The 19,820-nt window shown below is 43.4% G+C and carries 16 protein-coding genes; 10 read left to right on the top strand and 6 right to left on the bottom strand.

Annotated features, from left to right (window positions below; translation table 11 throughout):
* Positions 1–24 precede the first annotated feature (24 nt).
* From K8S13_RS17615 to K8S13_RS17570, 10 genes are all read left to right on the top strand, one after another.
* A complete protein-coding gene (locus K8S13_RS17615; RefSeq protein WP_291464551.1) occupies positions 25–723 on the top strand; it encodes a response regulator in 699 nt (232 codons plus the stop codon).
* A 14-nt stretch (positions 724–737) separates the two neighbouring features.
* Positions 738–4,028: a BTAD domain-containing putative transcriptional regulator gene (locus tag K8S13_RS17610; protein WP_291464549.1), complete on the top strand. Its 3,291-nt coding sequence runs from the start codon at positions 738–740 to the stop codon at positions 4,026–4,028.
* A gap of 76 nt (positions 4,029–4,104) precedes the next feature.
* The gene (locus K8S13_RS17605) at positions 4,105–4,809 is read left to right on the top strand and encodes a hypothetical protein (protein WP_291464548.1); all 705 of its coding nucleotides are present in this window, start codon (positions 4,105–4,107) and stop codon (positions 4,807–4,809) included.
* Between the two features lie 18 nt (positions 4,810–4,827).
* Positions 4,828–6,027, top strand: coding sequence for an ABC transporter substrate-binding protein (locus K8S13_RS17600; RefSeq protein WP_291464546.1), 1,200 nt, complete (start codon positions 4,828–4,830; stop codon positions 6,025–6,027).
* Positions 6,012–7,880, top strand: a complete 1,869-nt coding sequence (locus K8S13_RS17595) for an ATP-binding protein (protein WP_291464545.1) — start codon at positions 6,012–6,014, stop codon at positions 7,878–7,880. The genes K8S13_RS17600 and K8S13_RS17595 overlap by 16 nt, the downstream gene beginning before the upstream one ends.
* A 12-nt stretch (positions 7,881–7,892) precedes the next feature.
* Positions 7,893–8,621 carry a response regulator gene (locus tag K8S13_RS17590; protein WP_291464543.1) on the top strand — a complete coding sequence of 243 codons (729 nt, stop codon included), beginning with the start codon at positions 7,893–7,895 and terminating at the stop codon, positions 8,619–8,621.
* A 72-nt stretch (positions 8,622–8,693) separates the two neighbouring features.
* Positions 8,694–9,284, top strand: a complete 591-nt coding sequence (locus K8S13_RS17585) for a redoxin family protein (protein ID WP_291464541.1) — start codon at positions 8,694–8,696, stop codon at positions 9,282–9,284.
* Positions 9,281–11,023, top strand: a complete 1,743-nt coding sequence (locus K8S13_RS17580; RefSeq protein WP_291464539.1) for a rhodanese-like domain-containing protein — start codon at positions 9,281–9,283, stop codon at positions 11,021–11,023. The genes K8S13_RS17585 and K8S13_RS17580 overlap by 4 nt, the downstream gene beginning before the upstream one ends.
* Positions 10,990–11,499 (top strand): MauE/DoxX family redox-associated membrane protein, encoded by a 510-nt coding sequence (locus tag K8S13_RS17575; RefSeq protein ID WP_291464537.1) that lies wholly within the window; start codon positions 10,990–10,992, stop codon positions 11,497–11,499. Before K8S13_RS17580 ends, K8S13_RS17575 begins: the two co-directional genes overlap by 34 nt.
* Before the next feature lie 3 nt (positions 11,500–11,502).
* Positions 11,503–11,847, top strand: coding sequence for a hypothetical protein (locus K8S13_RS17570; RefSeq protein ID WP_291464535.1), 345 nt, complete (start codon positions 11,503–11,505; stop codon positions 11,845–11,847).
* A gap of 9 nt (positions 11,848–11,856) precedes the next feature.
* On the opposite strand, the gene K8S13_RS17565 is transcribed toward K8S13_RS17570, so the two are convergent.
* The 6 genes from K8S13_RS17565 to K8S13_RS17540 all read right to left on the bottom strand — a co-directional run.
* Positions 11,857–12,732, bottom strand: coding sequence for a formate dehydrogenase accessory protein FdhE (locus tag K8S13_RS17565; protein ID WP_291464533.1), 876 nt, complete (start codon positions 12,730–12,732; stop codon positions 11,857–11,859).
* Positions 12,733–12,792: 60 nt separating this feature from the next.
* Positions 12,793–13,506 carry a 4Fe-4S dicluster domain-containing protein gene (locus K8S13_RS17560; RefSeq protein WP_291464531.1) on the bottom strand — a complete coding sequence of 238 codons (714 nt, stop codon included), beginning with the start codon at positions 13,504–13,506 and terminating at the stop codon, positions 12,793–12,795.
* A 16-nt stretch (positions 13,507–13,522) separates the two neighbouring features.
* The gene (gene fdnG / locus K8S13_RS17555) at positions 13,523–16,615 is read right to left on the bottom strand and encodes a formate dehydrogenase-N subunit alpha (protein WP_291464530.1); all 3,093 of its coding nucleotides are present in this window, start codon (positions 16,613–16,615) and stop codon (positions 13,523–13,525) included.
* 213 nt (positions 16,616–16,828) lie between these two features.
* Entirely contained in the window at positions 16,829–17,596 is a 768-nt protein-coding gene (locus K8S13_RS17550) for a LytTR family DNA-binding domain-containing protein (protein WP_291464529.1), read from the bottom strand.
* Positions 17,565–18,626: a sensor histidine kinase gene (locus K8S13_RS17545; protein WP_291464527.1), complete on the bottom strand. Its 1,062-nt coding sequence runs from the start codon at positions 18,624–18,626 to the stop codon at positions 17,565–17,567. Before K8S13_RS17545 ends, K8S13_RS17550 begins: the two co-directional genes overlap by 32 nt.
* Before the next feature lie 60 nt (positions 18,627–18,686).
* A partial coding sequence (locus tag K8S13_RS17540; protein WP_291464525.1) for a hypothetical protein occupies positions 18,687–19,820 on the bottom strand: 1,134 nt, incomplete at its 5' end.

Here is a 19,820-nt window from a genome sequence, read left to right as displayed (position 1 = left end):
TAATCAAAAACAAAGGCAATCAAGATGAAAATTTTAGTCATAGATGATGAGAAACCAACCCTTTCCATGTTCAAACTTTTTCTGACAGCCTATGGATATGACGTATATACTGCCGAAGACGGGGAAAAAGGATTGGCCCTGTTCAATGAGATTTCCCCTGAGATCGTGTTTACCGATATAAAGATGCCGGGTATAGACGGCCTTGAAGTGTTGCGCCGGATCAGGAAAACCGGGATGCCGTCGGAAGTCATTATTATCACCGGCCATGGTGATATGGAAAAGGCAGTGGAGGCACTTGATCTGAATGCGTCTGATTTTATCACTAAACCTGTTGAAAGACAGGCATTAAATTCTGCCCTTGCCCGGGCTGAAAAAAGAAAACAAATGCCTCAAAACCTGCCGGTTGAATTCTCAGAAAAAAAAGAGGAAGACAGTCTTGCCATTTCTGTTAAGGGAAAACTTACCGCATCTGCAAAAGAAGCATTTCTCTCACTTTTTAAGATCCGGGTGTTTAATGATATCAGAGAGGTTCGTCTGATTTTTGATGACAGTTTTTCCATTGATCGTTCAGGTATATCCCTTTTAATGGAGGTCATACAGGATTTAAAGCAAAAGAATATTGCCATTATTATGGAAAATCTTTCTTATAATTATTTAAGAGTGTTCCAGATGGCTGGAATTGACAAGATGGCAACCCTTAAAGAAACATTGCCGGAGGATTAGCCGCCCGGCTCACCATGACTACCCGATACAGCACTCCCCATATTTCAGATGTTGTCAAGCGGCCGCGCCTGTTTCTGGTTTTGGATGAAAATTTTCATCATCAGAATTTTTTGATCACAGGCCAGGCTGCCCAGGGCAAATCAACTCTTGTGGCTTCCTATCTTCAACAATCGGATAGTCCTAGTCTGTGGTTTCATCTTTCGGAGGATGATGCAGATCATACCAAACTGTCTGATAAGATTGTCAGGGGAATACATGAGCTGTCTGGACAAAATGGGGAAAAAACAGATGGTTTCATTCCTGACACCACCCTTGGAACAGAAAAGGGATTATTAAGGCATATTGAAGGGTTGTCCCTTATTCTTCAAGACCTTACGACTCCGGTAATTATTGTGCTGGATGAGTTTGAATCACTTGATGAAACTTCATCCGGATTTCAGTTTATTAAAGGTATCCTTAACGGTAGATTTGACAAGCTAAAATTTTTTATTCTCTCCAGAAGCATGCCGCGGTTCAATATCCCCCGTCTTAAGATGGAACATAATATCTTCGTGCTCAACAATGATGATCTTGCATTTACCCTTGAAGAAACCAGATCATTTTTTGCAGGGTACGATCAAGTCAAAAGCATTGATATAGAAAGGATTCACCAGATTACAGATGGATGGGCAGGTGGGCTTACACTGGTGTCAGAATCCATAAGACAGTTTAAGACCCTGCAAAAACTTCCGGACAGGTTGTCCTCGGAAGTTTTTGATTATTTTTCACATGAGATTTACAAAAATCTTCCAGGTCGGATCCGTGAATTTTTAACGGAAACATCTGTTTTGGATACCATTGATCTTGAGATAGTAAACCATCTTTTTGAACCGGTTGATGCTCTGGAGATTTTAACCGAGCTTGAAAAAAGGAACCTGTTTATCCAGAGAATCGATTCAGACTATAGCTGTCCAAAATTTAAATACCATAACCTGTTCAGGGATTTTCTTTTGCAGGATTTTTTAAAAACAAGAGGCAGTGAAGCCTGCAAATCACTCAATCGGAAAGCAGGGCAGTTTTTCTGGGAAAGAAAAGATCATGAGCAGGCAATGAATTATTTTAGCCAGGCAGATGCTTTTTCAGATATTGTTGGTATTATAAAAATCAAAGGGACAGATTATATTGTCAATGGAAAGATGTCCGGGCTTGAAAAATGGATTACTCACCTTCCGGATGAAATGATACAGAATGATCCCTGGCTGATATTTTTTCTCACCATGACCCGGCGCATCAGGGGGGGGAAAAAGAATATCAGGGATTTTCAAAAGGCTCTTGTGCTTTTTGAACAGGCCCATGATCTTCGAGGCATGCTGTTATCCGTCGCATATCTTATTGAGGCAGCGGTATTTATCCGCCAGCCTTCCGGGATGATCCTGGAGTGGATTAAAAAGGGCGAAAAACAACTCCGGCTTATTCGTCAAAAAAGTAGATACCCCTGGGCAAGAGCATCGTTGTGGCAAAAGATAGGCTTAGGCTATATCGCAGGTGACGGAAACATCCCAAAAGGAGTATCTGCCTGCAGGAATGCTATTCTTCTAGGCAAGCAGATCAGTAACCCTGACCTTGTGCTCAATGCATCCATTACCATGACATTCGGATATGTTCAGGCCGGAGATTTTGTAAATGCAAGACAGATGTTGTTAAAAATAAAAGAGACCACTAAAGAGGGACAGCATCCGGAGTACAGGGCACTGAAAGGCATTGTTGATATCGATTTTGCTCTGAAAAACGGCAGGTTTGATGTTGCCAGGCAATTGTTGACCCGGTCTGAAGCAGATATAGAGAAGTTCGGTTTGATTTTTTTATACCCGGGATTTGTCGAAGCCAAAGCCTTGCACCTGGTCTATACAAAAAAATTTGATGAAGCACAGCAGATGGCTAATCATCTCAATGATTTTTCAATTTTGGAAGGAAATGATTTCTATAAAGGGATTTCCCACCGGATCAAGGCTTTAAGTTTTTTACAGGAGAGAAAGCTCAAAGAGGCGGATCACCAGATCCAAAAGGCGTTAAAAGAACTTGATCTGGCTCAAAAAGGGGATATCCATCATTTTTTAGCACAACAACTTGCCGGTATGATTCTTTTTAAGAATCAGGAATTTTTAAAGGCTAAAAATATGCTGAATCCGGCCCTTGAATATTTCGAGCGCATTTCGTCTGATCTTTGTTGTTCCGAGGCCTGTTTTGCTTTGGGCTTGATATCCTGGGAGCTTAATGAGATGGAGACTGCTTTCAACTATTTAAGCCGGGGACTTGAAAACGCTTTTCAGGAAGGGTACGTTTTTTTCCCCCTGATTAGTGAGAGGGTGTTAATCAAGGTTCTTCTTTTGATGGCAGCATATGATAAAATTAAATCTATTGAGCCCTATGTTATCTCCCTGATTTTGCACTGTGATCAGGCATCGGTCTTTGAAGAGATGGACAGGATACTGGCCTCTGGCAAACAAAGAGGGAAAAACAGGGTCATTAAAAATTTACGACCCGTGTATAAAGGGCTTTTACCCGGGATCAGGATAGAAACCCTTGGGCAGTTTAATATCCTTAGCGGCAACAAGGTGTTGGACAATAAAGCATTTGAGGGTGCACGGCCCATACTGCTGCTTAAATCAATTGTACTTCACGGATCAAAGGATATCCCAAAAGAAATTTTAATTGATGATTTATGGCCCAAAGCAACGGCAAAAGCCGGAGATAAAAATTTTAAAATCAACCTTCATCGCCTGCGCAAGGCAATAGAGCCCGATCCTAAAAAAGAATTTGGATACTCTTATATTATTCAAAAGGCCGGGTTGATATCCCTTGATCCTGAACTTGTCACAATAGATGTGGATGAATTTATTGCTTTTGGTGTAAGGGCTGTAGAAAATGAAAGAAACAACAAGTTTGAAACCGCCCTTAAATTTTATGAAAAGGCTGTAGGGATCTATAAGGGAGATTATTTTGCAGAAGAACCTTATCTGGAATGGATATCAAGGAAAAGGGATCTTTTCCAGGCGAGATATGGTAAGCTTTTGCAAAAAAAGGCCATGCTTCACGAAGAACTGGATCAGATTGACAAGGCTGTGGAAACCTGGCAGCTCATCCTTGCGGCAGATCCCTATTTTGAACCAGCATACCAGAACCTGATGATTTTATATGCGGATTCCGGTCAGAAAAACAGGGCCATGGATGTTTTTCGGGAGTGCCGGTCCTTATTAAAAACAGATCTGGGGACAGAACCTGATGTGCAAACCTTTAATATCTATAGTAAAATAAAATTCAGGTAAAAAAACCTTTACGGATGGTATCTTATTCATTAGAATATATTGCTATAAGTAACAATTAAAGGGTATTAATGAGGATATGCCTTCTAAAAAAATAACCTATTCCATTCAAATTGTCATAATTTTGGCCATTTTTTTCTTTGTTTTATTTAATCTGGTATTCAAGCTGATAATTGATTTGAGATCTGAATCAATACAAAGGAAAGCAGCACAGCTTGAAAAGGAAAGAATAAAACTCGAATTCATTGCAAAAATTGATGATCGATACAACCAGCTGCTTAAATTATATGCAGCAAAAGAGTATGAAAAGGTTATCGAAATCATCAAAGTGTTTAATAAATATGAAAAGTCAGATTATAAAAATCTGCCTAAAATAAAAAAGGAGATCCGGTTATTCTATTTAAAGAAAAAACTGGACTTTATTCCAAAAATTCATTTAGACGACTATATGAAATTGTCAAAAGATATTGATATTGAAGAAGACGATTCAACAGAAATTTTTATCCGAACACCCAGATATGGGCAGTATTTTTATACATCGGATTTTCCTATTCTGCTTGAAGGTGTAGCTTTGTCTGTTGCCGGTGATTTTTCTGACGGAATTGTTTGGACCAGCAATATCGACGGTGAACTGGGCAGAGGGAAAAAAATAGCCGTCCGTCTCTCCATCGGGGACCATCAAATAACAGCTACCGGCACAAACGGTGTTACAGAAGGCAGCATGGTAACCCGGATTTTTATCGAGAACGAGCCTGACTTTTTGAAAAAATATATTAGGGAATAAGATAGAAGGAGACATTCTTTGGAAAAGAAGCAGACTATAAGATATATTGGAATTGTTTTTATCCTGTCTATTTTTTTTAATTCCTGTGAGAATACCACCGATAACAGGATGGCAAGTTCTCGAACATTTGGAATAACCAGTGATCAGATACTTATTGGATCATCACTGGCCCTAGGCGGACATGCCGGATACCTTGGTACACAAACCCTTCATGGTGCCCTTGCTTATATAAATCATGTGAATGATAAAGGGGGGATTTACCAACGTAAAATCAAGGTCATCGCCTATGATGACGGGTATGATCCCCCTCTGTGCGTAGCCAATACCCAGAAGCTCATTGTTAAAGACAAGGTTTTTTGTCTGTTCGGTTATGTGGGTACTCCTACCACTGTTAAGATTGTACCCCTGGTGGAGGATGCCAGGATTCCCGTTGTGGGGATGTTTACCGGCGCCAATGCTCTTAGGGAGCCGCTTAAACGGTACCTGATCAATGTCCGCGCATCCTATTACCAGGAGACTGGCGCTGCCGTGAAGCATCTGGTGGAAGAAATAAAATTTTCAAAAATAGCCGTGTTTTATCAGTACGATGCTTACGGGTTTGATGGTTTAAAGGGAACCGAGATTGCGTTGAAGCCATACGGCCTGGTGCCGGTGGCAACGGGTTCTTATATCCGTGGCACCCTGGATGTAGAGGAAGGCCTGGAGAAAATTATGACAAAGGGAGCCCAGGCTGTGGTGATGATCGGCACCTATGAACCCTGCGCCAAATTCATCAGGCTGGCCAGATCAAAAGGTTTTTCATCTGTGTTTTATAATGTCTCCTTTGTGGGGGCGGATGAGTTGGCAAGGATACTGGGACATACCGATGAACAGATCATCGTTACACAGGTGGTACCACCGCCTGAAGCATCTGAAACTGATAAAGATCTGTGGGGTACCAGGGAATACATTGAGTTGCTGAAGAAATATTACCCCCTGGATCGCCCCAATTTTGTCAGCCTGGAAGGCTATGTCAATGCCAGGGTGCTTGTGGAAGGGCTCAGACGGGCTGGAAAGGATCTGGATCGTGAAAAGTTCATTAATGCCATCGAAACGATCCGGCAACTGGACCTGGGCATTGCCAATCCCTTGTCCTTCAATTCTCGGGATCATCAGGGATTGGAACGGGTGTACTTTACTTATCTGAAAAATGGGAAGTTTGTATGGTTAAACGATTGATCAGCAGCGTGGAAAATACAAACCTGAAGAACAAGATCTTTTTTTTAATTACAGCTGTTATTTTATTGATCAGCGTGCTCATTGCCCTGTTTACTCGCTGGGTGCTCATTTCCAGTCTGACTTCCGAGCTCAAGGAGCGGGGTCTGGGGATCGGTCACAGCATTGCCGAGAGCAGCAGAGGCTACATCCTCACAAAGGATATTCCCAAATTGATCAGCCTGATATTTGATGCCCGGCTGGGCGTACGAAAGCATCTCATGGGCTATGTCTATATCACGGATAAGCAAGGCAAGATTCTGGCCCATACTTTTACCACCGAATTCCCCGTGGATTTGCTCAATATCAATCCTATTGACCCGGAAAAAACCTATGATATCGAGTTGCTGCGTCTGGATGGCAAATTTGTATATGATGTGGCCATACCTGTTACCGAAGGCCTTTATCGCATTGGATCGGTACATGTAGGACTGAAGAAACAGCACATTGACCAACTCATTGGAAAGCTGCGCACCACTTTTCTGGGGTTTGTTTCAGCAGTAACCATCCTGTTTTTTATCATCAGCCATTACTTGTCCAAGTATATCACCCGGCCCATTACAGAACTGATCAAGGTGTCGGATGAGATCAGCCGCGGCAACTTCGACATTACGCAAAATTTGGGCCGTGTCGATCGCATGGGTGTCAAAGATGAGGTTCAGCAGCTGAGCAACTCATTTATGAACATGACCAACCGCATTATGGATTCACAGGCTAAACTCAAGGAATCAGAGAGCAAGTACCGTTCCCTTTTTACTGGTGGCCCCAATCCCATCTTTGTACTGGATCGTGAAACTTTAACTATTCTCAGCGCCAATCCCAGTGCGGAAGAGACCTATGAATACACAAAAGAAAATTTGATTGGAAAAACCTTTACCGAAATTGGGTCCTTTGAGCTGGATGAGGTTCAGCAGGCTGATTTTCAAGCGGAGCATGCCGGAAAGATCACCACTATCGGTTCCAAGGTCCAATGCCGGAAAAAAGGAGGAGATCTTCTTTATGTGAATGTTCATGCATGCCCGGTCAGATATCAGAACAGGGATGCGGTAATTCTGGCTACCACAGATATCACCGAGATGGTGGAAAAGGATAACCAGCTCATTCAGGCCAGCAAAATGACTACTCTGGGGGAGATGTCCGCAGGGATTGCCCATGAATTGAATCAGCCCTTAAATGCCATCAAAATGGGCAATGAATTTATTGACATGATGATTGAAAAGAAAGAGAAAATTTCTGACAAGGATCTGTTGCAGATCGTAAAAGAGGTTAGCAGCCAGGTGGATCGGGCTGTGGATATCATCCGCCGCCTCAGGGATTTTGGCCGTAAGGCGGATTTTACAAAAGAAAAAATCAATATCAACAAGCCTGTTCAAGGTGTGCTGGACATTATCGGCCGACAGCTTAGGTTGCAAAATATTGATATTCAACTTAAAATCGACGAAGATATCCCTTTTATCCTGGCCCACCGCAATCGTATTGAGCAGGTAATTTTCAACCTGATTACCAATGCACGGGATGCCATTAATCAGAAACTTGAGGCGGGTGGACCCGACAACGGCAATCGTATTTTGATTGAAACCCATGCCCGGGCCGGCCAGGTTATGCTGGCTGTTTCAGATACCGGCATCGGTATGGACACAGCTTTAAAGGAACGGATTTTTGAGGCCTTTTTTACTACCAAAAAGATGGGGGAGGGCATGGGGCTGGGTCTTTCCATCACCAACGGTATTGTTGAGGATTATGGTGGCAAGATCAACATCGAAAGCTTTGAAGGGCAGGGAACTACCTTTCGATTGAGCTTTCCGGCAGCCACATGAGGTATAGCAAATATGACAATACGTAAAATACTGGTCATCGATGACGACAAACCAACGCTCAGCATGTTTGAACTTTTTCTGAAATTCTATGGACATGGTGTAATGCTTGCGGAAAATGGCGCTGAGGGCATGAAATTATTTGAAACCGAAAAGCCCACCATTGTGTTTACGGATATCAAGATGCCTGGAATGGACGGGTTTGCAGTTTTGGATCGAATCAAAGGCCAGGCTCCGGAAACCGAAGTGATCATTATGACCGGCCATGGAGACATGGATCTGGCTGTTGAGGCCCTGAATCACGAGGCCACCGATTTTATTAACAAGCCCATCAGCCGGTCGGCCCTGGATGCGGCATTGCGCCGGGCCCAGGAGCGGCTCAATATTACCAAAACCCTTGTTTCAGTCGCTGAATATCGGCAGGAGGATAACATTCATGTCATCAAAATCTTAGGGAATGTTAATGCCAGGGCAGAAAAGCAGTTGATGGCGGCTTACGAGCAGGCTTGCGATGAGGACGCCATCAATATTCTGCTGAGCTTTAACGAAAATACCTCCATCAATGGTGCTGGTATTGCCGTTCTGGTTCAATTGCTTTCTCAAAGCAAAAAAAAGCAGCAGAAGGTGGTTGTTTCAGGTATCTCCGAAAATTTCCAGGAGATTTTTAAAATGGTGGGTATCACTCGCTTTGCCAAAGTTTTTGCCGACAAAGAAGATGCGAAAGCTTATCTGGAGGCCGGATAGCCTCCATGGGGAGCACAGGGTATTGTTATACTATGTGAACAAAGGATCAGTATTTAAGATATGGAGGTGATCATGTCCATGGTTTGTTTGAAAAATCAGGTTATCGGCTTTTTGGTCATTCTATTTTTTTTCAGCCTGCAACTGCAAGACGGATTCTGTGGCACTCCTTCTAAACCTGGCGAAAACCTGCCGGAAATTATTCTGGACGCGCCTGCATCGAAAAAGGACGGTCTCTATCTTGGTATCGGTGACAGGACCCGGTTTTCAATTAAGGATGTTGATGCTCAGTTGATTGTGCTTGAGATTCTGGGCGTCTATTGTCCTCTGTGCCACAAACAAAGGCCCCATATCAACCGCCTGTTTCACCGGATCAATAAAAATGCCGACCTGTCCCGGAAAGTAAAATTTTTAGGTATAACAGCTGGTGGCACACCCATGGAAGTGGACTATTATATGAAGCAATCCAAGGTTCCATATCCGATTCTGCCGGATGAAAAATTTCTTATCCACAAAAAATTGGGTCAGCCGCGAACACCCTATAACATGGTGGTCACAAAAGATGGACAGGTGCTTTATGCCCATCTGGGTATTATTAAGGATATGGACAAATTTTTTGCTGCTCTTAAGAAGATGTCCGCCAAGGCACCACCCGTCAACAAATGAAAAAAGAAACACCGTCAGGCAGTATGAAAGGGCCATCATCCTCTGGACGTCGGCATTTTCATCGTAAATCTATTTGTGAGGCACGCCTGGAATTCAGCCAAATAGACTCCTGTGAAAGAATAATCGAGGCATGTCTTTTGACAGCCATTGGAACTTTGGGGATTACCCGTGGCTTTTCCGGTATAATCCACCCTGAGAATCCAATGGTTAAAATGGTCAGCCGCGGTTTAGATGCCGGAGCAATAGTTTTTGTCGAAAATAATTTTAAGGCACTTAATCAAGAATATTTTTCCGCACTGCAAATAACAAACTACCGAGTTCATGCGGATCTTCGCATCATCGAAACCGATGATAAACTATCACTCCAATTGAATGATGCCGGTATCAGGATATTGATCGGGTGGCGGATGGGCAAAGAAATTTCAGGAATTATCGGGCTTGGTTCCAAAATTATCAGTGATACCTATATGGATGACGAGATCAATTTTCTTTTGAACCTGACCGACAATATGATTTTTGCACTGCAGTCGGTTATGGCCCAGCGTAAGATGCAGGGACTTAAAAAGGATTTGAATGAAGCGATGGACCGGTCTGTGGACCAGGCCCTTGGCATGGAAGCCACCCAAAAGGATTTGGATCATAGCCTTTTTCGCCTTTCCGGGTTTAATGACATCTTTACTGAACTCAGCACACTCAAAGAGAGTACCGGCGTAGTCGATTCTTTCCTTCTGGTGCTGTTGGGTATTTTCGGTGCCGGGGGCGGTTATATTTTTTATTTTGACAAGGCCATGGAAAAGGTGCACATGACCTATCGCAACCTTGAGATGGCCCAGGGGACTGAACAATCGTTAGAACAGGCTCAGATGGGCATTGGTAATGCCTTTGCATCTATCCGGGCGTTGCAGCTAGAGCCGATGCAGGCCTTTATTTTATCGGCGCAACAAATGGATTGCTTCAAGCCTTTTCTGCCTGAAACTGCCATTGGGCTTATTTTTAAAGTGGATGAAACCGCCATGGGTGTTGTTGGCCTTGGCGAACGGCTCACCCAGACCCCGTACAGTCCAGGAGAGCTTGAGCTGTTTGCAGCTTTTACAAAGAATTTTCTGGTGTTTCTCAGGAACAGCAAGTCCTTTGAAATCATACAAAGACTCAATGAGACCCGGGAGAAAAAGAATATTGAGTTGGAAAATACCATCAAAGCACTTTCGGACAGCAGACGTTACACAGTTACCCTGGAAAAGGCCGGTGAGCGCATTAAAACCGCCATTACAAAGACAATAGCACAATCTAAGAAGGTCAGCTTCATGGATATGTTGTTGATTCTCATTGCGGGCATTGTTCTGGGTTTGGTGTATAATTTTGTCAGCCCGGGCGGCGTTAATGTCGTCCCTAAGATATGGCTTCGCTCACCAGCGGTCCATGTGGACATTGATCGGGCCCGACAGCTGTTTGAAACTCGGCAAGCCCTGTTTTTTGATGCCCGGCCCACCGAATTTTTCAACCAGCATCACATTGCCGGAGCAAATAACTTGCCGCCATCCCTGTTTGATTTTATCTATATGATGCGCTACAGCCAGCTTGAGGTTGACCGGCCCATTGTTGTGTATGGCCGCAATATCAGCCGCAGGTATGATGAAGAGACCGCTTTCAGGCTTTTGGAAAGAGGACATGAAAAGGTTATGGTGTTTGCCGGAGGTATCAAGGCATGGGAGAAAATGGGGATGGGGTTGGAACCATGAAGATATTTGCGCTTGCCACAACATTGGCCACCCATCGCTACCTGGCACTGGTCCTGCGACTCTATATTGCCTGGCTGTTTATCGATGCGGGTATGTACAAGATAAATTATACAGCTGAATTTGCCGAAACCATTGCCAGTTATCGTATGGCTCCATACTGGGCGGTTAATTTTATGGCCATCACCATGCCGTGGATTGAACTTGTTTGCGGCATTCTTCTTGTTTGCGGCATTCGGGTCCGTTCTTCCATCGTTATTGCAGGATTATTTCTTGCTATATTCACCGTGGGCATCGCGGTCAACTTGGTATGGGACTCCCCCATCAGTTGCGGTTGTTTCCACTCCATGGGCGACGACATCAGCTGGTCCACCCTTTTGAGGGACCTCATATGGGTGGGCATGACCGTTCATGTCTTTTTTTATGATACAATCTTTCGTTTGGAAAGAAAATTTGATTGGTTTTCTAAGGAGATTTGATCTATGCCGGATAATATCATGAATCCATATATCAAATTAATGCTGATTCTATTGATTATAACCCTGGTTTTCGGATGCAGCGATCAGCAGGAAAAACTGATAGGTACATATAGCGCCGTTGATGCCGGAGCAATAGACCCGGTGGCGGTTAGTCTGGAACTTCTGGCGGATGGCAAGGGCTTTTTGTCCATAGAGACAGATAATGCCCCATTCCGCTGGGACCTGTACCAGGACGGGATCCGTCTGCACACAAAATCCGGTGGTATCATCGAAGGAGCCATAGACCACGATACTATCCAATTGATATTTCCCGTTATGGGGTTGATCCGTTTTCAGCGGATTCGATAAAAAATCCGATTAAAGAGACACGTCATTGGCGAGTGATCCGGCATTGGTATATCCTTTTTCCCTGGCTTTCATGTCAAGGTGAAGGGTAGTGATCTGTTCAAGTTTAGGATAGAATGCCCGGTCGATTTGTCTTAAATCAACTAATTTTATATAATTATGGCAATTGTCGCATAAGTTTACCCGGTACTCTTTTTCTTCATCACTGAAGAAATAATGCTGGGAATCTTTGTCATTATTTTCACAAAATACACATCCCATTCTTTTGACATGCCATTCATGGGCACAAAAACAGCATTTTAAATGCCGCTTGCCTTCCGGGTCCAGAAAAGCCATATCCGGGTGATTGCCGCAGACGGGGCAGTACCCTTTGTTCAGATCCGGCATATCAATAAGATAGGCTTCAAGCTGTTCTGAGCAAATCCGGATACTCGGGGCAATACTGGCATAACCGAAAAAAACAAGTTCCTGCTCGGGTACGTTCAAACGTTTAGCCAGGTCATGCAGGGTTGAACTTTGATTATTAAGGATGGCTGAAAACAGAGTTTTCAGATCAAAGGATTGTGTTTGTCCGGCATTTTTCAGGAGTTGGGCGTTGGAGGACAGTTTTGGCGCAAAGTTATAGGCCAGGTCACAGATCTTATCAAATAATCGTTCTGATGCTTTTAAATCAATTAAAAACTCGGATTGATCAATCAATGGCAGTTTATTTTTTTGTTTTATTTTTAACAGATCCTCTTCAATTACAACAGGACTTATCCGGATGTCCTGTTTGCATTTTTCCTGGGCCAGAAAAACACGGGCATAAAAATCAAGAATAGGTCCGTAAGAGGGCCTGATTTTCTTAATCAGGTCGGAAGACTGTTTCAATTGTTCTATGGTTATCATATCCTTATCCTTGGAATAACTGCCCGGGGAACCAGGTCCCCGGGCAGGATATTATGGGTGTTATACCCGCATCATTCTGGCAAAGGGACCCATCATTTTACGAAGGGCAACACTGCGGCTCAAACCGCCCCTGTCAGAACTTGCCACTGCATAATCCGAATAAAGCTGCGGATCAAACCCGACAAGATAGATCACGTTTACCTCATCAGGATTCAGGAGCATGGCTTTTGGAAATTTTTGTTTAACCTTTCCAAGCCTTTTTTTAGCAAAGGCCAGAATTTCTTCTCTGTCCCCAAACCTCATGGCTCCTGTGGGGCAGGCAGTGACACAGGCGGGTTTGAGCCCGTTATGAATCCTGTCATTGCACATGTCACATTTGCCAATAGTTCCATCCGCAGCCTTTCTGGGAATATTATATGGACAGGAGCCAATAATCTCATCCGCATCAAGCTTTTGGGTTTCCCTGGTATATAGAATCGCCCCTGTTGCAGGATCACTATAGATTGCATCCTCATCAAATGCAGTTTCAAGGCAGGGTGCATCAACACAATGCCGGCACTGATCCGGGAAAAACAGCCATTCAAGGCGACCGTTTACTATCTCTTCATTCATCCTGACAAGCTTGTAGGTGTCAAAAGAGAGATCCTGGGGATTTTGATGGCTTCCCACGTTTGTTGTTTTTTCAGCAGGCAGGTCATGCCATTGCTTGCATGCAACCTGGCACGCCCTGCAGGCAGTACAGATAGTCGTATCTATAAATATTGATTTAGACATGTTGTCATCACCTCCTTTAAAGCTTTGTCACATTGACCATAAAGGCCTTAGTTTCAGGAATTCGGGTGTTGGCATCTCCGGCCGAAGGCGTCAGAAGGTTGGCACTCTCCTCTGTTCCGGTGGATGGCCAGCGCCAGCCGTAATGCCATGGAACTCCTACCTGATGCACTGTGGAATACCCGATTTTAAAGGGTTTAAACCGTTTTGTTACCATGGCGGTACACTCAACACTTGCCCTGGCACTTGAGACATTCACCCTTTCACCGTTTTTAATCCCGCGAAGCTTTGCCAGTTCCTCACTCATTTCCACAAACATATTGGGCTGCAGTTCCATGAGCCATTCCTGGGGACGGGTCATAAGGCCTGTCTGCCAGTGTTCACTCACGCGATAGGTGGTTCCCACAAACGGGAATCTCGGATCGCAGGTGAAATGGGCATCTGCCTTGGTGCCGTATACCACTGCAGTCGGGCTGACCATCTGGGAACTAAAATAGTTCTTTTCAACCGGGCACTCAAGGGGTTCGTAATGTTCCGAGAATGGGCCGTCATTACGTCCGGGGCCAAAAATTTGCCCATGACCGTGTTTTCGCATAATAAACGGATGCTTGGCATCTTTTCTTTTTGATCCGTCAGGATTTTCAAGAGGATACCATCCACCGTCAGGCACATCGCCAAGCCATTTTTTGGAAACATATTTGCCATCTTTTTCATCACCGGCAAACTTAATAACCCAGTCTTTTTTATCCCAGGGACGGCCCTTGGGATCGACTGATGCCCTGTTGTAAATAATTCTTCTGTTAACCGGCCAGCACCAGGCAAATTCAGGATATAGCCCGATATTATTGGGTGCATCTTTTTGGCCCTTCCTGGCAGACATGTTTCCTTTTTCCGTATAGGAGTTGCAATATAACCAGTTGCCCGAAGAGGTTGAACCGTCAGCCTGGAGCCATGCAAAGCTTGGCACCAGAGAGCCTTTTTTGCACAACTTGCCTTTTACGGTCACATCTTTTGTAAAATATCCGTTGATCATCTTGGCGGCTTTATGGGGATCATACATCCCATTGGTTTCATAATCCCATTTTAAATTGACAATGGGGTCTTTGAATGTACCGCCTGAAGTTTTATATTTTTCCTTGATGCGATGACCAAGTTCCATAATGATATCCCCGTCAGAACGACTGTTGCCAAGGGGTTTCGGGCCTTGATACCGCCATTGCATCCAACGGCCGGAGTTGGTGATGCTCCCTTCTTTTTCAACAAAAACAGCCGCAGGCAGCATAAATACTTCTGTTTTGATTTTAGATGGATCTTTTCCAGGTCCTTTCCAGAAGGAGCCGGTCTCATTGTCAAAGATATTGACATTGACCATCCAGTCCAGGTTTTCCATGGATTTTCGAATTTTTGAAGCATTTGATCCTGAGCAGGCCGGGTTCATGCCCCATGCAAAAAAGCCTTCAATGTCGCCTTTGTACATGTCATCAAAGATATCAAACCAGGAGTATACTTTGCCATCATCCACTTTTGGCAGCCAGTTGTAGCCAAACTGGTTGGATTTCGTGGCATTTTCTCCAAAGAAAGCTTTGAGCATGCTCACGGAATATTTGGGATAATTGCTCCACCAGTTGGCAGATAACGGATCTTGGCTTTTAGGTGTCCATTTGGTGTTATAGGCTTCAAGGCTGGTATTGGAAGCCCTTGCAGTTTTAAGGTAACCCGGCCAGATATGCCATAAATGACAATGGTCGGTAGACCCCTGAACATTTGATTCACCCCTTAATGCATTTACACCGCCGCCAGCAACACCCATATTGCCCAGTAGAAGCTGGATGATAGCCATGGTACGGATGTTCTGGGTACCAACGGTATGTTGTGTCCATCCCATGGCATACATGATGGTTCCGGCCAGTCCTGTTGCACCGGTTGCAGCATAGGTTTTGTAGACCTTTAAAAGATCCTCTTTCGGAGTGCCGGTGACCATGGAAACCTTATCAAGATCATACCGGCTGTAGTGGGTCTTCAAGAGTTGAAATACGGAACGTTCATGCTTAAGCGTCCTGTCCTTTTTGGGGACCTTGTTACCATCCATTTCAAAGGCCCATTTGGACTTGTCATAACTTCCCAGTACCGGTCCTTCTTCATTTTTTTCATACCCGGAAAAAAGCCCGTCTTTGAATCCAAAGTCTTTTCCCACGATAAAGGGTGCATTGGTGTAAGCTTCCGTATACTCTTTATTGTAAAGATTATTGTCTAAAATGTATTTAATCATGCCGCCCAGAAAGGCAATATCTGTTCCGGATCTTAAAGCGGTATAGATATCAGCCTTGGAGGAAGTCCTGGTAAATCTCGGGTCCACGTTGATGAGCTTGGCCCCTTTTTCCATGGCCTGGGTGACATATTTAAAAGAGATGGGATGGTTTGAAGCAGCATTGCTGCCCATGATGAGAATGCAATCACTGTTTTTGAGATCAATCCAGTGGTTTGTCATAGCGCCACGTCCAAACGACTCTGCCAGAGCCGCTACAGTTGCACTATGTCAGATCCTGGCCTGATGTTCGACATAGACCAGCCCCAAGGATCTCATCAAAGCCTGATAGATCCAGCATTCTTCATTATCCAGAGCAGAGGATCCAACAGAAGCAATACGGTTTGTCCTGTTGACTGTCTGCCCCTTGGCATTTGTTTTTTCAAAAGTCTTGTCCCTGGTCTTTTTGACCCTGCTGGCAATTGTATTGAGTGCCCAGTCCCAGGAAACGACTTGCCATTTGTCCGAGTAGGGTGCCCGGTACATGGGTTGTGTATGGCGGTTTTCGTTTTCCGTGAGTTGTTTAAGGGATGACCCTTTGGAACATAGAGCCCCCTGGTTGATGACATGGTCAGGGTCACCTTCAATGTTGATCACCCTTCCGTCTCCACGCTTGCTGGTATGAACGATGGCACCGCATCCCACCGCGCAATAGCAGCAGATGGTTGTGCTCTCCTTGGCATACTTGGTTTTCAGCATGCCGGCATGGGATTTGACAGGTTTAAGGTCAAATCCCAATCCGCTGACGGCAACTCCTGCAGCAGTGGCACCTGAAATTTTGATAAAGTCTCTTCTGTCGAGTTTCATCTAAAAATGCCTCCTTGGCTAATAAAATTGAAATATTTACCTGTTTCATTGGTTTGTAGAAAGCACTCGATTTAAAATAAAGGAGGTGCCCTTGACAGGCTTTTTAAAACAGAGTGCTTTTCACAAAATCAATGGGTCCTCATCTAATTATTATTGCAATAGCACAAGGAGGTTACAAAAAGGTTACAAGCCCAAACTAACCGTATAACTTTTTCACATCTGTTTAAATAGATGTGAATACGATCTTGAGACCAGCAGCGGTTCGTCATAATTGTTTATTTTAACTACATGTTTTCCCGAAATTGATTTGCTTATTTTTGATATTGCTGAAACATTTATAATGGTTCCCCTGTGAATTTTCCAGAATTTTTCAGGGTCAAGTTCCTGCTCAAGTTCTTTAATGGTTTTCCGGATCAATGATTCTTTTTTTGGGGTGATCACCAGGGTGTATTTGTCAGCTGATTTAAATAAGAGGACATCATCAATGGGAATCAACCGTATGGAATCGCTATGCTGGGCACGAATCCATTGCAGAAAAGGAGAGGCTTTTTCTTTTACCAGGGTTCTTTCCAACTGTTGTAATAAGAAACTTAAATCCGATTGTTTTTGTGCATGACCTGTAAACCGTCGCTTACACCGTTCTATGCTGGTTAACAGCCGTTTTTTTTGGACCGGTTTGAGAATATAATCAAGAGCTTCATTTTCAAAGGCTTCAATGGCATATTGATCATAGGCAGTAATAAAAACAATAGAGCACTGCCTGTAAATCTGTTTGGCCACTTCAATGCCCGTGAGTCCCGGCATATTAATATCCAGAAACACGATATCCGGGGATAGCCTGTGAACCAGATCCAGAGTCTGGGGTCCGTTTTCCGTCTCACCTGCAATGATAAGTTCAGGCCAGAGCTGATTTAACAGTTTGGCTAAGTGACGCCTTAATTCTTTTTCATCATCTGCTATGATGGCTGTTATTTTTTCCATAGGGTATCTCCACGATGGCCTTAAGGCCCATTGGGCGTATGTCTTCAAAATATAAAGAGGCGTTTTCGCCATAGAGAGCTTTTAATCTTTTTTTAATATTACCTGTTCCCACACCTGAAGCAGATTTTTCTTGAATTCCCATGCCCGTGTCAGCCACTTCAATGGTTAATACATTTTTTTTCACAAAGGCTTTTAGAAAAATTTTCCCTCCATCTATTTTGGGTTCAAGGCCATGTTTGATGGCATTTTCCACAAGGGGCTGGATGATCATAGGGGGAATTTGAATTTTCAGGATATCGTGGGGAATATCAATTCCATAGGATAGGCGATTTCCCATTCTGATTTTGAAAATATCAAGATAGGTTTTGATCATGTATATTTCATCCGCAAGACGGTTATAGGGCTTCCTGGACTGGATCAAAGAGGTGCGAAGATATTGTGTCAGATTTTCAAGCATTTTTTTACCCTTTTTCGTATCACTATCAATCAGGCTCAGGATATTGGAAAGGGTGTTAAATAAAAAATGGGGTTCCACCTGTGCCTGTAAAAGTTTTAAATCCGCATTGAGTTTTTCTTTTTCAAGACTGAGGCGTTTAAGTTTCTCATCTTTGGCTGAAAGTTTAAAAGCGATGTAGTTCTCATAAATAACAAATCCAAATGATATGACAAATCCAAGGATGACTGCAATAATGATCATTTGAGACGGGATCTGACCTTTAAAACTTATGAATTTGTGATGTGTCAGAGGGCTTGCAATATAACTTCCTGAGATTGCGCCTGCTAAAACACAGGTCGTCAGCAGGACAAATTGGTAAAATGGTTTTACAGGCCTGAAATAATTAGAGATAAAAATACTTGGCACACCAATACAAAGACCGATGCACTGTGCAATCAAAAAATATTCAAAATATATTTTAAAAGTAAACGCTTCTGAAGTCACCAGCATGAAAACCATGGCAATGATCAGGCTGCACAGGGAAATATTTAAAATATCACCCAATGTCAATTTGTGGTATTTAAATAAAAGCATTTTTATATCCTGCCATGGTTCATGATATGTTTCAATCCCTTGGGCTAAAAGATCCCCGGGTTAAAAAGAATATTCAACAGCCAGCTGAATCTGGTGATCTAAAAATATTCCAAAAGAAGCATCAGATCCGCCTGTGTTTATCATGCCCGACAGCATGAGTTCCGTATGGTCATTCAGGTCAAAGGAAAGAGATGAATAAAGTCTTGATGTGTCGTCATCAAGGCAAAAGGTAAGCCTTGATACCAAGTCAACCTCATCTATAATATCATCATTCAGATATTGCACCATTAAATAGTTTTGACGTAAAAAATCAAGCCGGTTTTCGGCAGTTTTTCCCAATAACCGGGTACCATATCCTGACAAGGCTGTTTGTGAGGAATAAAAATCTGCTGCGTTATTTTTAAGCTGATAAAAACTTGAGGCCTCGGTTGAATCGTAACCCTGCCCATAATAGAGGTACTCAAATGTCATGGTGTCCCCGGATTCAAATGTATAGCCGATACCGAGAAGCAGGGTGGAATACAGGGTATGATTATCTTTTTTCGTGGCATTCATTTCCCAGGCAAGGGGGCCTTGCACAGCAACAGGTAACAAGGCCAAACTTCCCTGTTGGATACTTGCTTCTGAGTATATAATGACTGCATCCGTTAAGGTGGTGCCGCCAAAAGCACCCAGCCTGGTTTCGCGGTGATCAGTGTAGGACAAGATAACTGAAGCATAGCTATCATCTCCTGAATAGTCAATTTTAAGGGCATAAGTTTTTTCAAAATCCGATTCATTAAAAGCGCCTTTGTCCGTGTTATAGATTAAAGAAGTTGACCATGAAAAATCATGAACAAGAACCAGTTTTAAAAAGCCTTTTCCCTCAAGATCCTTAACCAGATCTTTTTTTCCGTTATCATTAAAGAAGGGATTGGAAGGAGAATATAAAAAACTTGGGCCCCATTGTAAATTTTCCCATCCGTAAGAAGCAAACAGGTTTTCTTTCAATTGTCTGCGCACCTGAAATTCAATAATTTTTGCTTCTTTATCGGATGTGTTCCCGGCCTTCCCATCAATCTTGTACTCTTTGTGTTCAAATTCCAGTCTTGGCTTGGCAGTCAGCAGCCAATCGTCATAAACAAGGGACATATCCGGTTTTAAAGTAAAAACCATGCTTTTGTCCGAAAACTGTGCAAACTTGTTTTCAGGGTT

The organism is Desulfobacula sp. (assembly GCF_021107415.1).
The sequence above is the reverse complement of the archived record's forward strand: the minus strand, read 5'-3'. Positions and strand labels throughout refer to the sequence as shown.

Bases quoted from the DNA above. Each gene is read 5' to 3' on its own strand.
- K8S13_RS17615 (WP_291464551.1), top strand. From the start codon at position 25: ATGAAAATTTTAGTCATAGATGATGAGAAACCAACCCTTTCCATGTTC.
- K8S13_RS17610 (WP_291464549.1), top strand. From the start codon at position 738: ATGACTACCCGATACAGCACTCCCCATATTTCAGATGTTGTCAAGCGG.
- K8S13_RS17605 (WP_291464548.1), top strand. From the start codon at position 4,105: ATGCCTTCTAAAAAAATAACCTATTCCATTCAAATTGTCATAATTTTG.
- K8S13_RS17595 (WP_291464545.1), top strand. From the start codon at position 6,012: ATGGTTAAACGATTGATCAGCAGCGTGGAAAATACAAACCTGAAGAAC.
- K8S13_RS17590 (WP_291464543.1), top strand. From the start codon at position 7,893: ATGACAATACGTAAAATACTGGTCATCGATGACGACAAACCAACGCTC.
- K8S13_RS17585 (WP_291464541.1), top strand. From the start codon at position 8,694: ATGTCCATGGTTTGTTTGAAAAATCAGGTTATCGGCTTTTTGGTCATT.
- K8S13_RS17580 (WP_291464539.1), top strand. From the start codon at position 9,281: ATGAAAAAAGAAACACCGTCAGGCAGTATGAAAGGGCCATCATCCTCT.
- K8S13_RS17575 (WP_291464537.1), top strand. From the start codon at position 10,990: ATGGGAGAAAATGGGGATGGGGTTGGAACCATGAAGATATTTGCGCTT.
- K8S13_RS17570 (WP_291464535.1), top strand. From the start codon at position 11,503: ATGCCGGATAATATCATGAATCCATATATCAAATTAATGCTGATTCTA.
- K8S13_RS17565 (WP_291464533.1), bottom strand. From the start codon at position 12,732: ATGATAACCATAGAACAATTGAAACAGTCTTCCGACCTGATTAAGAAA.
- K8S13_RS17560 (WP_291464531.1), bottom strand. From the start codon at position 13,506: ATGTCTAAATCAATATTTATAGATACGACTATCTGTACTGCCTGCAGG.
- K8S13_RS17550 (WP_291464529.1), bottom strand. From the start codon at position 17,596: ATGGAAAAAATAACAGCCATCATAGCAGATGATGAAAAAGAATTAAGG.
- K8S13_RS17545 (WP_291464527.1), bottom strand. From the start codon at position 18,626: ATGCTTTTATTTAAATACCACAAATTGACATTGGGTGATATTTTAAAT.